Below are 14,254 nucleotides of genomic sequence, written 5' to 3' on the forward strand. Positions count from 1 at the left end.
AACACTCGAAGAGTACGAAGCTGAACAAACAGCTTAAGACTAATTTTAACAAATTCGGTCACATTAATGCAAGCTTTTGCGAAGTAAAAGCTTGCATTAATGTGAGCCTTGGTTTTAGGACATTTTAACTTTCGCTTGACAGGCAGGATATGGAAAAGACAATTATCTGCTGCAGCAAAATGTAGTATCAACAACCGATTTAAAACAAAATACTTTTACTGTTTCCGCATTTTTTTGCTGTTGATAGGTAAAAAATAACTGTCTTTTAATTCTAGACCTTATAGATACTCCTGTAGGAATATGAGGTGCTAACAATATCACATGTCTAACCTGTTTGATAAAGAAACGTCTCTTATCATCATTAAGCCCAACTGAATGATGAATCGTATTCGAACACCAAGTCTACGCTTTATTAGATGGAAAAACTTATTACTTACTAGTCACAGTAGAATAACTCAAAAGGCAAGCAAATACCCATAAACAGGTTTTTGCTTGCCTTTTGTCTTTAATCATATATGTTTCTGTCAGAGCTGAACGAGGCACTCCACATGCTTAGTTCAGTTGCATGCTTATATTTTTTCTCCTGGCGTTGAGGCTATGATTTGTAAAGTTCCATCTATTGACCATGCTTTTAGGTCATTTGGAAGGATAAAGTGCATCCCTTTTTTTAGTTCGTACAGTTTGGAGTCATCTATGATCAGTTCGCCTTCTCCATCAAGCACACTAACTAAAGTATAAGGAGCTGTATGTTCAAAGGTAGCTACTCCGTTGATTTCCCATTCATACACATTGAAGAAATCATTTTTTACAAATGTAGTGATGTTCACATTTTGATAAGTTTCTGTTTCAGGTGATGAGTTAGGGTCAATACTAGGCACTGTTGTTACATCCACCGACTGCTTCAAATGAAGCTCTCTTGGTTTCCCATCGTCACCTTTACGATCGTAGTCATAGACACGATAAGTGGTGTCGCTGGATTGTTGAGTTTCAAGAATCATGATCCCTCCGCCAATAGCATGAATCGTGCCGCTTGGGACAAAGAAAAAGTCGCCTTTCTTAACCGATACTCGGTTCAATAATTTGTCCCATTCTCCATTATTGATCATCTCTTTCAGTTCTTCTTTTGAGGTTGCATGGTGACCATAAATGATTTCTGAACCTTCTTCAGCATCAATGACATACCAGCATTCCGTTTTTCCTAATTCCCCTTCGTGCTCCAGTCCGTAAGCATCGTCCGGATGAACTTGGACAGATAAATCATCAGCAGCGTCTAAAATTTTAGTCAATAAAGGAAAAACTTCTCCGTCTGCGTTTCCGAACACTTCTCGATGTTGTTCCCACACTTCATTTAATTTCAACCCTTTATAAGGTCCATTGATCACGGTACTAGGTCCATTTGGGTGGGCACTGATTGCCCAACATTCTCCTACTTTATCACTAGGAATGTCATAGCCGAATTCTTCTTTCAGCTTTGATCCACCCCAAATTTTTTCTTGCATAACAGCTTCTAAAAACAATGGTTCAATCACGTTTTTTCCTCCTACTTGTATCCTGATTTAACTATTCTTAGTTATTTTTATTTATATTATTCTTTCCTATTTTAACACAATGCAACCGTTTCAAAAAGGTGCTTCTTCTGTTGCTGTCACTTTATTCCTTTCAAGCAAATAACTATTTACTACTTCGTCCCTTTTCTTTAAATAAACCGGTGTATCACTTTTAGGATGAACTCGATTGGATAAAAAGATAAATGCTTTATTCTGATAAACGTCCAACAGCATAAACGTTCCTGTAAATCCCGTATGAAATAAAACAGGACGCTCCTCTAGCCCTTTTAAATTCCACCCAAGCGAGCGTTTCAAATCACCTGTTGGCGTCCAATCTTTCATTAATTTCTCCACTGTTTGTTGTTGTAAAATCCTTACACCGTCTAATTCGCCTTTATTCAAGATCATTTGAGCAAATTTCAAACAATCATTTAATGAAGAAAATAGTCCTGCACTCCCACAATGATCACCTAGCACATAAGCTTTCGGATCATGAACTTCGCCGCGAATCAAACCACGCTTTGGATGAATCTCGGTAGGAGCACAACGTCTTGGATGATTAGGATGGAAGGATGAATCCATTAAGTTTAAAGGTTGGAGAACTCTTTTTTCAAATACCTTGGTTAACATTTCTCCTTCAACCTCTTCAATCAAAAAGCCCAATAAAATCATTCCGGTATCGGTATAGACTACTTGTTTTCCAATCGTGTCCTCAACCGGAAGCTGTAAAATAGAATTTTTCAGTTCTTCTTCAGCTAAAGCATCGCGATTTGGAATATAGCCTTTGATGGCTGAGGTATGCGTCAAAAGGTGTCTGATCGTTACTTTAGGAGAAGAAAAATCAGGCAGATAAGTTTGCACTGCCTCATCAAGTCTCACTTTACCTTCTTCGATCAATTGTAAAATAACCGTTGTCGTCATCATGACTTTTGTCAAAGAAGCTACATCATATAATTGATTTTCTTGAATGGCTTCTTTATCTGGATAAACAGCAGCATATCCTTCTCTATAACGATACTGTTTTTCCCCTTCTATAAAACCGTAACTTGTTCCAGGAATGATTTTTTCTTCTCTTAATTTCTGGATTATTTTTCTTGTTTCAGGATACAATTCTTTTCCACCTTCTTTATTGTCTGATTTACATCAGCTAACTCACCTGAATTGATCGTCAAAAGTGATCATATAATTGAGGAGTACCGTTTGGAATTCTGTTGGCTAAATCAACAGCAGCTGGAATACTCCCAGTTATTCTCTGATGAAAGTGAAGTCCTTCCATAGTTCGAGAATTCATAAAGAGTTGTGTCCATGTTTGAATAGATGCTGTTAAAATATCTGAATCTTTCACTTTTTTTTCATCCCTCATCTTAGTGACTTTTCGTCCGGTAGTTCTCAGTTCCACTTTCCACAATCCCTGATTCCAATCGGCCACTTCGTCCTTCACTCTCAAATAAAGAGTGGTTTGGGCTTTTTCTTTAAAAGGATATTGCAGCAAAAAGGATTCAATGTTGATTATGCGAGCCATCATAAAGGGTTTTACTTCTTTTTTAATTGTTAACTCAGGGAACATATCCGCAATATATTCCTCTTCACCCGCTAGGTAAACAAATTTTTCAAACGATGTTTGATGTGAGCCTATGAACTGCCATAATCCAACAAATGCTTCTTGATCTAAATAAATCATTTCATCAATAACAAATTGATTCTGTTCTGCTGTATTAAAATGGTAGATGACATACCCTTTTGGCTGATTGGCAGCATCTTCATAAAAAGCTATTTTTTGCATTTTATGCTGTTCAACTTTACGCTCCCAACTCCAGTCTGATCGTTTGATTGGTCCAATCGTTTCAGCACATTTATCTTGGTATATTTTTTTCAGTTGTTCTTTAGCTGTATTCCATTTTGCTCGTGTGACACTGCCTTCATACGTTTCTGTTCTAGGCAAGTTTGCAGCAGCTATTTCATATCTGACTTCATTGAAAGCGACCTCGTAACCAAACTTTCGATAAAAAGGGTATGAAAAAGGATCAAGATAAGAGAGAACCATCCCTTTAGTCTTCATGTCATTTAAAACTTCTACAAATAGTTTTTTGATACTTCCCATCCCTCTTGTCTCAGGATAGCTGGAAACAAAACCAATTCCGCCCATAGACAAGACTGCTCCATGAAGATAAATTTCCAAAGGCAGAACCTGCAGTTGACTGCTTAACTCTTCATCGTGAAAAGTCCCAAATGTATCCGCTGTATCAAAAAAAGAACGAAATTTTTCTTTCGAAGTACTGTCTGAATCAAAATTAAATGCATACGCAGCCAAATCGTAGGCTTCTTCAAAATTTTCTTGGGTAAGTCTTTTTACATTGCTCATCTCTTTGCACCTCTCTTCAGTTTATTTCATCATCTATTATCGTAGCATAATTTGCAAGAATTTTGGTAACCAGAAGCCTTTAGTTTCCTTAAGATATTCATGTCTGAGTCAATATTAAATGAGAGAAAATAAATTAATTTCGTTTAACCCTGCATCTGACTCTCTGAGCTTTCAAATCGACTTTTTAGTGGAATAAACGCTATACTAAATAAAAGTCACGTTGTCTTCTATTGACAATGGTTTGGAGGTGTATAGATGTTTAAAACAATGAATCCTATTTTATTTCAAGGAAATTTAGACAAAAAGCACTACTTTGAAGGCTGGTATTTTAAACAAGTCACTAAAGACGAAAATGAACTAATCAGTTTTATTCCAGGTATCAGTTTAAATGATAATGACAAACATTGTTTTGTTCAATACATTTCAGTGACAAAAGATAATGAGAATCATCCTCTTATAAAAACAGACTATTTTCGTTACCCTCTTGATCAATTTATTTCTCGAGATAAACCATTTCAAGTTCAAATCGGTCCCAATACTTTTAGCGAAGACAAGGTTTCTGTATTGTTAAAAAAAGAAGGACTGACCATCAAAGGGTCTTTTAGGTTAGCTCATTTATACCCTATTAAGAAATCCACCTTAAATCCAACTATTATGGGTCCATTCTCTTATGTTCCATTTATGGAATGTTATCATGGAGTTATTAGTATGAAGCACCATTTAAGCGGTTATGTCAAAATCAATCACCGTTTAATTGATTTTACAGAAGGGACAGGATATATAGAAAAAGATTGGGGAACTTCTTTTCCTAAACAATATCTCTGGCTTCAAAGCAATACCTTTACAAATACAGAAACTAGTTTGTTTTTCTCTGTAGCAGATATCCCATTTATGAAGGCTGTTTTCGAAGGTTTTATTTGTAATCTACTGGTTCATCAAAGGGAATATAGGTTTGCCACTTATAATAGAAGCAAAATGTCCATCGAGCAGTTAACTTCTCAAAAAATTAAAATTGTTTTGGAGAATACTCATGCTCGGCTGACTATTAGCGCTCAACCTTCTCAATTTGGTGAACTAATCGCCCCCAAAAAAGGATCAATGTCTCTTCCAATCAAAGAAGGTTTTTCTAATTCTATTTACATTAAATTAGAAGATTTTCACACTCAACAAACTTATGAAGACCAAGGAAAAATGTGTGGTATGGAAATAGTCGGATACAAGATGGAAAAGTAGGTAAAACAAAAACAAGAGCTTAGCCAAAAAAACGACTAAGCTCTTGTTTTTGTTTAGTTTATCTTAGGTTCTACAACATTTGACGTTGGTAAGTAGAAAATACACTTCTTTTTAATTCTAACTCTATTAGAAACTCAGTTCTAAAAATTTCTGGAGGAATATGGGGATGCTTATAGCCATGAAAAGGATGCAATAAGAATTATCTCGAGTTAAGCTTCAACTTTTACTCGGAGTTTGTTCTCCGCTGTGCTGCGCATACCATATCCGTACGTCGCTAGCGCTCCAACGGCTTCGGCAACGCTTGTAAGTCTTGAAACGCGGTTTTTGGATCAAGGCGTTCCCATGGCGTTCCATAAGCAACCCATAGGCCGGAGGAAATTTCTTTACCAACGTTAGAAGAGGAAGAGCCTTATCTTATAGCTTAAGCTGGTGCAGAGTTTGCAAACTGTGCATTGTAAAGATCAGCGTAAAATCCATTTTTCTCCATCAATTCATCATGATTTCCTGTTTCGATCACGTCACCTTGATCCATGACGATGATTTTATCGGCATCACGAATTGTAGACAATCGATGAGCGATTACAAAACTGGTTCTTCCTTTCAGCAGTTTTGCCATTGCACGTTGGATCAAAACTTCCGTACGTGTATCGACACTGGAAGTAGCTTCATCAAGAATCAAAATTTCAGGATCTGCAAAAAATGCGCGTGCGATAGTGATCAACTGACGTTGGCCTTGAGAGATATTACTGGCTTCTTCATTCAAAATCGTGTCGTATCCATGAGGCAGCTTACGTACAAAATCATCTACGTGAGCTGCTTTTGCTGCTTCAAATATCTTTTCCTCAGAATCGGCATATTCTTCACTACCATATCGAAGATTTTCCAAAATAGTCCCATTAAACAACCAAGTATCTTGAAGAACCATCGCAAAATGCGAACGCAATTCTTCTCTTGTAATATCTCTCGTATCTACACCATTTAACTTGATGCTTCCGCCTTTGATATCATAAAAACGCTCCAACAAATTAATCAATGTTGATTTGCCTGCACCTGTAGGACCCACAACGGCTATCATTTCGCCTTCTTTAACGTCTAAGTTAAAGTCATTCATCAATAATGGCTCATTAGGACCACCATAACCAAACTGAACATGCTCAAATTGGATTTTGTAAGGAGAATCTTGCAACGGTTTAATATTAGAGTGTTCCAAATCCATTTCCGGTTCATCTAGCACCTCAAAAACACGTTCAGCAGAAGCAACTGTCGCTTGAATAGTGTTCGATAAATTAGCGATATCTCTCATCGGCTGTGAGAATTGGTTCACGTATTGTAAGAAAGCTTGAACATTACCTAATGTCATCGTCCCATTCGCGACATTGATCCCACCTAGTACCGCTACAGCCAAATACCCGATATTACGAGCAAATGAAATCAACGGCATCATAAGTCCCGTTAAAAATTGAGCTTTCCAAGAGGCCTCATAGTAAGACTCATTTTGCTTTTCAAATTTTTCAATTTCCGATTCTTCATGATTGTAAATTTTTACAACCGCATGTCCTGAATAAATCTCTTCTACTTGATCATTTAAAATACCCAATTCTTTTTGTTGTTTAGCAAACATTTTTTGGGCTCTCGGTGCAATGACCGACACAAAAACAGCACTCAATACTACGATAATAAAGGAGACAATAGTCAACTGTAGACTGATACTCAACATCATGACGAGTACAGCGACAAATTGAACAATACTTTGAACGAATTGAGTCAGCGATTGTTGTAAAGTATTGGCAATTTGGTCCATATCGTTTACAGCCCGAGACATGATATCTCCATTTGAATGTGTATCATAGTAACTGATCGGCATACGACTCATTTTGGCTTTTAAATCTTTTCGCAAATCATATACCGTTCGTTGGCCAATACGAGCCATAGTGAATTGTTGGAAATATCTGAACAGCCCGGCAGATATATACAAGACAAAAACGGTCAACAGAATTTGCATAATCAATTCAAAATCAATCGGCAATACATCAACCGTCTGACCAGCAGCTCTTAGAGCCATCCCCTCTTGGTAACCTCTGAATATCTCAGTGGTGGCTTGACCTAAAATTTTAGGCGTCAGAGTGGTAAAAATAGTCGCTGCAATAGTTAAGACGAGTACTAGTATCACTCCCCAAATACGAGTAGACATATAAGTCGTTAAACGTCTCAAGGTTCCCCAGAAATGCTTCGCTTTTCTGGGATTCAATCGTTCTTTGTTGCTCTTGCTGTTTTCCATTATATATCTTCTCCCCTCATTTGAGATTCCATAATTTCTTGATAGGTTGGGTTCGTTTCTTTTAATTGTTCATGGGTTCCTTTGCCAACCATTTTCCCTTCATCCAGAACAATAATAAGGTCCGCATCAACAACACTGCTGATTCGTTGCGCTATAATGATCACTACTGATTCAATGGTTTCTTTTTTAAGTGCAGCTCTTAAAACGGCATCTGTTTTAAAATCTAATGCAGAGAAAGAATCATCGAACAATAAAATATCTGCTTTAGAAACTAGTGCGCGAGCAATACTCAACCGTTGACGTTGACCTCCCGAGAAGTTTCCTCCACCTTGTTCAACCTGTGCATCCAATCCTTTGGGCATTTTTCCCACAAAATCTTTTGCTTGGGCGATCTCCAAGGCATGCCATATTTCTTCATCCGTAGCCTCTGGTTTTCCGTACTGCATATTTTCACGGATAGTACCAGTGAACAGCACTGCCTTTTGAGGGGCATACCCCATCAACGTCCGCAGATCATGTTGGGTGAAATCTCTAATATCTGTACCGTTGATTTTTATACTTCCAGATTCCACATCGTAAAAACGAGGGATCAAATTAGCCAAAGTAGATTTACCTGAACCCGTACCTCCGATAATCGCAATGGTCTCGCCTTTTTCAACTTTAAAATCAATGTCTTCTAAAGCTGATTTTTCAGCCCCAGTGTAACGGAAACTGACATGATCAAATTCAAATGAAATTTCTTTTTGTTCAGCAACTGATTTAGCTGCAGATGGATCTTTTATCGTACTTTTTAATTCCAATACTTCATTGATCCGAGCTGCCGAAACTTGCCCACGAGGAATAAACATGAAGATAAAAGCCACTTGCATCACACTGATCAAAATCTGCATAGCATAGGTCATAAATGTAACCAAATTTCCAACTTCCATTTGTCCAGTACTGATTAAATCTCCACCAAACCATATGATCATAATATTGGTAATACTGACAACCACGGTCATTGCAGGCATTAAAAAAGCCATGTAAGTAAAGGCTTTAATAGCTGTATCTGCATAATCTTTATTAGCTTCATCAAATCGGTTTTGCTCATGCTTGTCTTTTCTAAACGCTCTAACAACACGAACGCCTGTTAAACCTTCTCGAAAAACCAAGTTTAATTTATCTGTTTTTCGTTGCATAGATTTGAAGTAAGGCACTGCAAAATGCATGATAACCGCAATCAAAACAGCTAGTAAAGGGATTGAAATCAAAAAGGCTCTCGCTAATTGCGGCTCACGAGTGAACGCAAAAAATCCTGCTCCAACCATCATAATAGGAGCCATAATCATCAACCGCAACATCATCAGAACAACCATTTGTACCTGAACAACGTCATTCGTGGTTCTGGTAATCAAAGAAGCCGTTCCCACTTCATCCAGTTCATCATTTGAGAAATGAGTTACTTTACGAAATACCTCATTTCGTATTTTTTTACCTAATCCTTGTGATTCTCTAGCAGCTACAAAAACATTGGCTACAGCACCCGCAATAGCGATAAGCGACATAAAGATCATTTTTAATCCAACATTCAGAATATAATCAACGTCTCCATTGGCTACTCCGTTGTCAATAATATCTGCCGTTAAAGTTGGAAGAATTAAATCTCCTAAAACTTGGATGATCATAAAAACTACAGCAGCAGCTATTGACCATTTATTCATTTTTTTGGCTAATTTTAACACTGTTTATTTCCTCCGCATCCGTTTTTGGCTTTTTAGCTCCAAATTCCAGCCAGTTTAATTTTTGGCAAAAATTGATTCTGATTTTTTCTTGCGAATAGTCTCTTGCAAATCCTTCTATGATTTCGTGCATCATGATCGAAAGAACCAAGCGCAGTAACTTGTTTAATTCTTGTATCGAATCAACGTGTAATAGATCCGTGTTTATCAGACTACAAACGCTTTGGTTTGTTTCTGTGAAATCTTCTTCACTACTAGAGAAGTCTTCTGGAGCCACTTCTTTGGTCGCCCGATAATCCATATGCAAAAATAACTGTTTGTAAAAATTTGTATGTGATTCTTCCATCATTCTGGTCAATAATTGCGGAAAATAATTACGAAAACCAATAAACAAATCACCGTCTGCTTTTTCAAACTCTCTTTTCAAAAGTTCTTTCGTATCAGACTCGATTGTTTTCACAATATAAAAATACAAATCTTCTTTGTTTTCAAAGTATTGATAAAAACTTCCTCTAGAAATGGCGGCGTTTTTGATAATCGTATTAATAGAAGCTTCATTCAACGATTTTTCTGAAAATTCTTTCGTTGCAGCAACTATCAGTCGCTCTCTTTTTTCATCGCTTAGATTAAAAAATGTTTTAGTAGGCACATCAAAAGCTCCTTTCTTCCTATATTCTTATCCTACTCTCATACAGCATCCAACCATTATATATGACAACTTGTCACGTTGCAATAAAAAAGCACGCACCTTTTACGATGCGTGTTTACATAATTTTTTTGGTTCTACGCTATTAGACATTGGTAAGTAAAAAATATACTTCTTTTTAACTCTTACCCTATTAGAAACACATTCTCAGAAATTTCTATAGGAGTATGGGGTTGCTTATAACCATGAATAAGGATGCAATGGGAATTAATCCCGAGTAAAAGCTGAAGCTTTTACTCGGAGTTTGTTCTCCGCTACGCATACCATATCCGTACATCGTTATCACTCCAACGGCTTCGGCAACGCTCGCAAGCCTTGAGACGTGGGTTTCGGCTCAAGGAGTTCCATAAGCAACCCCATAGGCCGGAGGAAGATTCTTTACCCATGTTAGAAAATGAAGAACATTTTTTATTAGGATTCTTCAGTTTCCTTATTTTGAATCGTTTCCCGTCGGATAATATCTGCAGGACGATAACTGTCTTCATTTTCGTATAAACTGGAGTAATCATGGTACCACTGAAAAATATGGACCACAATAATTTTTAAAATCGCATAACCTGGAATACCAAATAAAACACCTACAACTCCGAATAATTTCCCCCCGGTCAACAGAACAAAAATGATCGTGATCGGGTGCATCTTTAGATTAGAACCCAAAATTTGCGGTGAGATTACACGTCCTTCAACGATCTGTTCAATCGCAAAAACAATCAGTACTTTTACCAACATGCTGGGAGAATCCACTAAAGCTACTACTAAAGCCGGTACTGTAGCTACGAACGATCCTAAATAAGGTATGATGTTTAAAAATCCGGCTATGATTCCCAAAGTAGCTGCGAACTCCAAACCAATAATAGCAAACCCTGCCCAGAACATAATGCTGACACATAGAGCTACCAGCAGCTGGCCCCTAACATACTGGCTGATTTGAAGGTTCATTTCAGTCATCACCCGGTACGTTTTGGTCCGAATTTTTGTAGGTACAAATTTCAATAAATACACAGGGATTTTTTTTCCATCTTTTAAGAGATAAAATAGAATAAACGGCATCGTAAAAATAGCAATGACAATACTTGTGATAGTCCCTACAACACTGCCTATCCCTGAGAAGGTGGAATCCAATACCACGTTTGCTTGTGCAGATAAGGTATTCATAAGATTCTCGTTAAACTCTTGGAATTGATTCTGAATTTGTGAGAATTCTTCACTTCGAATCAGCCCTTCTATTTGCAGAGTGATGTTGTTCCAATAGTCTGGCCAATTGGTTACTAAACTAGACAGCTGATTTCGAATCAGAGGAATGAGGGTAGTGACTCCCCATATGAGCAATCCTAAGATAACCAAGAAAACAATGGTAATGCCATAAACACGAGGGATTTTTTTAGCCTCCAGCCAATCAATCACTGGATTTAATAAGTAATACAAAATCACCGAAAAAATTACCGGCAATCCCACAATCTCAAAAAATCCTTTTAGCGGATCCAGCACATAAGAAACTTTACTAAAAACAAATATATTTATTAAAATCAATAAAAGGACCAATAAAATAGCGACTACTTTGTTGCTTAAAAACCATCTCTTAAACCAATTCACCGTAACCTTATTATTTTCTATATTAGGTTCTCTTTTCAACAGTCAATCATCCTCTCTAGCTCAACTTCTAAATTTTTGACTGTATTCTATTCAGCGTAAGTGATCTTTGACCCAATGATTAATTCGGGCAGTTCAAAAGGACTTAGATATACTCCATTCTCAATACGATTTTCTTTTGCTTCAGGTGGTTGAGCAAAATTTAATGTAACATGCCCAATTGAATTTAAATTCTCATTCGCCAAAGTACCAACATACAAGATCGTATATTCCTGATCTCCAAATAAGATCTTTCCTTCTGGTTTTAATGAAACAGGTTGTTCGTTAGAAATAGCACTTTGAATCACAGATACTTTCCGTAATTCCTCCGTTGCCTGCTCCCCAAATAAAATAATCAACGGATCTTTTTGACTGATGGCACTTTCACCAATAGCGGTAATTTTAGTTACTAACATACACTTCATCCTTTCGCTTTCCATCTACTATATTGATAGTTCAATTTTAGCATATTCCCAACTTCTTTACTAAAGAAGCTGTATTATTTTTTTAATTTCTGTATAAATCTTTATTCTTTCAAATTTAACCCTTAAACTTGCATGAATCCGTTTGTAACTATTAATCTAGACTGGTATGATAAAGTGAAGAATATTTGAGTTACTGGAGGTATAAAGATGTCTCAAGATAATCCGCAGCACGAAACAAACCAATCCAAAAATTTACCGATTTTTCAAAACATCAAACACCCTACTTTTTCTGTTCGTACAGAAGAAGAAGCTTATGAAATTACTATGTCTCTTTCGAATAAATTAACCTATGCATTTGAAAATTTTTCCGCTCATTACAATTCGTCTGATAAAACAGTTGTATATGAAGCAACAAAAACCCAACAGAATACTTATCGTCTGCTGCTTCCCTTAGCAGAACTATTGGCTCCGGTCAGTGAATCAGCTATGAATGAAACTATTCGTTTTTATTTTACCTTAAGCTGGAAAGTTGACGAAGAAAGATTTGAACAAGACTTTCCTTTAGCTTTGTCCCTTTTTGATCAATTTGATGCTTTTGGACTAAGCCAAACGATCTATCGAAAACAAGTCTTTATTCCGTACTTCACAGAAACAGATGAAGTCTTTAGCATCGCATTAAATATCCCTGTTCCGAGCAGTCAATATTTTGCTCATCATGAATTGGACATCATCAAATTAGCTAAAACAGAATTTGCAGTTACTGGAAAGCTGGCTTTAAAAGCTTTTACGCTCAATCAGGTAGGTGTTGTTTTAGTTGGAAAACGTTCTGGGAAAGAATACCCCTTTTCAACTAATCACACTTTAGAAAAACAAGAAAAAAGCACTCATTTAAATCATTACCAGTACTCTTTTTCTCTAAATATGCAAACTTTTGTACGAAAGCTGTTGGTTGAAAAATTTGACGATGAAGACTTCGATCTTTATCTTGAGTTGTATCTAAACGGTCTTTACAGCCCAGTGAGCATTCCGCTGACCACTCAAGGCGTCACTCTTCCTAAAAATATTTACAAAGACCTCGCCATCTCTTATGGCAGAACTACTTTTATCTGGGCACTAAAACTCCAAGGCTCTCAGCAAGCCTTATCTTTCGCTTTCACCAAATACAAGAAAGATATTTACGCTTACTATAAGGAAATAGCGCCGCTCTCATTAGTCAAGTCGCCAATCAATCAAAAGAAAAACATTTGGGTGATTGGTGAAAAACCAATGCAAGCTAAAAATAACGGCTGGGCGTTCTTCTGCTATCTGAGAGAAAATCATCCTGATCAAGCGGTGTACTATGTGCTGGACATCCACTCACCAGATTATGAAAAAGCTTATGCTTACGATGCTGAGCATTTAATAGAATTTAAATCTAAAGCCTACATTGACACATTGTTGGCGGCACAGGTCTTATTATTTACAGACTCTCCTTATGACTTGTATCCTTCACGCAGCCCAATGCAGCTAGATTTTATTCGTGCTAAAAAAGTACTTTTACAAAAAAATGTCCTTGGTCTAGAAGATGTCAGTGAAACTTTAGGATACAGCACTAAAAATTTCCGAACAGACTTAGTTTTAGCCAGTTCCAAAATAGAGGAACGCTATTTGCAACAGACACTCGGTTATCCAGAAAATAGTATTCGATTAACTGGGTTAGCTCGGTTTGACGCATTGTTAAGCAAAAGCTCTTCTTTAGAGATAGCTTCTAATGTAGTGATTTGCCCACAAGAATTTCCCATTGGAAAATACGGTCAAAAAGAACTTATAGGCGAAACAGCTGTAGCTCTGCTTACTCTAGTACAACAATCTGAGTTTATGGATTTTGTTGACAGACACTATCTTACTCCTGTCATCGCACTGCCAGATGCTATGAAAGATTTTACGGGTAAATTTCAACAGTTGAATTGCGAGGTTGTTTTGCAAAGTCAAATGGATACCTTGGACTTATTGAAATCAAGCAGGATCTTTATTACAGATCAACATCCACTCGCTTTTGATGCTAGTTTTATTGGTATTCCAGTCTTATTTTATCAACCAGAATTACCGTTCAAAAAAAATACAGAGTCGGCTTTTCTGCGTCAAGCTTATTTGAATGAATTGCCTGGAGAAATAGCTACTTCACAAAACAGCTTGCTTTATTTGATGCAGCAGCTTGCAGAACAGGATTTCAAACAATCTCGTAAAAACCGTCAAAAAGCAGATGCTTTGCTCTATTACCCAGATACACATTCTAGCGAACGCATCTTTAAGGCTGTCACTGAATTATTATAGTAAAACGAAGAATACCCAGAAACTGAAATCAAAATTTCAGTTT

The 14,254-nt window shown here is 37.0% G+C and carries 10 protein-coding genes; 2 read left to right on the forward strand and 8 right to left on the reverse strand.

Annotated features, from left to right (window positions below):
* Positions 1–569: 569 nt before the first annotated feature.
* The 3 genes from manA to eis all read right to left on the reverse strand — a co-directional run bounded on the left by manA (position 570) and on the right by eis (position 3,909).
* The gene (manA, locus tag ACEN36_RS07600) at positions 570–1,529 is read right to left on the reverse strand and encodes a mannose-6-phosphate isomerase, class I (RefSeq protein ID WP_407096528.1); all 960 of its coding nucleotides are present in this window, start codon (positions 1,527–1,529) and stop codon (positions 570–572) included.
* A 90-nt stretch (positions 1,530–1,619) separates the two neighbouring features.
* The gene (locus ACEN36_RS07605; protein WP_407096529.1) at positions 1,620–2,657 is read right to left on the reverse strand and encodes a serine hydrolase domain-containing protein; all 1,038 of its coding nucleotides are present in this window, start codon (positions 2,655–2,657) and stop codon (positions 1,620–1,622) included.
* Positions 2,658–2,715: 58 nt separating this feature from the next.
* Entirely contained in the window at positions 2,716–3,909 is a 1,194-nt protein-coding gene (gene eis / locus ACEN36_RS07610; RefSeq protein WP_407102601.1) for an enhanced intracellular survival protein Eis, read from the reverse strand.
* Between the two features lie 255 nt (positions 3,910–4,164).
* Between eis and ACEN36_RS07615 the strand changes: the two genes are divergently transcribed.
* Positions 4,165–5,142 (forward strand): tocopherol cyclase family protein, encoded by a 978-nt coding sequence (locus ACEN36_RS07615; RefSeq protein ID WP_407126294.1) that lies wholly within the window; start codon positions 4,165–4,167, stop codon positions 5,140–5,142.
* Positions 5,143–5,563: 421 nt separating this feature from the next.
* Here ACEN36_RS07615 and ACEN36_RS07620 read toward each other — a convergent pair whose 3' ends face one another.
* The 5 genes from ACEN36_RS07620 to ACEN36_RS07640 form a co-directional block, all read right to left on the reverse strand.
* Positions 5,564–7,420, reverse strand: a complete 1,857-nt coding sequence (locus ACEN36_RS07620; RefSeq protein ID WP_407126295.1) for an ABC transporter ATP-binding protein — start codon at positions 7,418–7,420, stop codon at positions 5,564–5,566.
* Positions 7,420–9,141 carry an ABC transporter ATP-binding protein gene (locus ACEN36_RS07625; RefSeq protein WP_407096533.1) on the reverse strand — a complete coding sequence of 574 codons (1,722 nt, stop codon included), beginning with the start codon at positions 9,139–9,141 and terminating at the stop codon, positions 7,420–7,422. The genes ACEN36_RS07620 and ACEN36_RS07625 overlap by 1 nt, the downstream gene beginning before the upstream one ends.
* The gene (locus tag ACEN36_RS07630; RefSeq protein ID WP_407096534.1) at positions 9,113–9,787 is read right to left on the reverse strand and encodes a TetR/AcrR family transcriptional regulator; all 675 of its coding nucleotides are present in this window, start codon (positions 9,785–9,787) and stop codon (positions 9,113–9,115) included. The genes ACEN36_RS07625 and ACEN36_RS07630 overlap by 29 nt, the downstream gene beginning before the upstream one ends.
* Positions 9,788–10,255: 468 nt before the next feature.
* Entirely contained in the window at positions 10,256–11,476 is a 1,221-nt protein-coding gene (locus tag ACEN36_RS07635; RefSeq protein WP_407126296.1) for an AI-2E family transporter, read from the reverse strand.
* Positions 11,477–11,523: 47 nt separating this feature from the next.
* Positions 11,524–11,889 carry a PTS glucitol/sorbitol transporter subunit IIA gene (locus ACEN36_RS07640; protein ID WP_407126297.1) on the reverse strand — a complete coding sequence of 122 codons (366 nt, stop codon included), beginning with the start codon at positions 11,887–11,889 and terminating at the stop codon, positions 11,524–11,526.
* A gap of 216 nt (positions 11,890–12,105) precedes the next feature.
* Here ACEN36_RS07640 and ACEN36_RS07645 point away from each other — a divergent pair, with 216 nt between their 5' ends.
* On the forward strand, positions 12,106–14,211 hold the full coding sequence (locus ACEN36_RS07645; protein WP_407126298.1) for a CDP-glycerol glycerophosphotransferase family protein: 2,106 nt from the start codon (positions 12,106–12,108) through the stop codon (positions 14,209–14,211).
* Positions 14,212–14,254: the final 43 nt, after the last annotated feature.

Source organism: Desemzia sp. FAM 23989 (assembly GCF_045528345.1).
GTDB lineage: Bacteria > Bacillota > Bacilli > Lactobacillales > Carnobacteriaceae > Desemzia.

Bases quoted from the DNA above. Each gene is read 5' to 3' on its own strand.
- eis (WP_407102601.1), bottom strand. From the start codon at position 3,909: ATGAGCAATGTAAAAAGACTTACCCAAGAAAATTTTGAAGAAGCCTAC.
- ACEN36_RS07615 (WP_407126294.1), top strand. From the start codon at position 4,165: ATGTTTAAAACAATGAATCCTATTTTATTTCAAGGAAATTTAGACAAA.
- ACEN36_RS07620 (WP_407126295.1), bottom strand. From the start codon at position 7,420: ATGGAAAACAGCAAGAGCAACAAAGAACGATTGAATCCCAGAAAAGCG.
- ACEN36_RS07640 (WP_407126297.1), bottom strand. From the start codon at position 11,889: ATGTTAGTAACTAAAATTACCGCTATTGGTGAAAGTGCCATCAGTCAA.
- ACEN36_RS07645 (WP_407126298.1), top strand. From the start codon at position 12,106: ATGTCTCAAGATAATCCGCAGCACGAAACAAACCAATCCAAAAATTTA.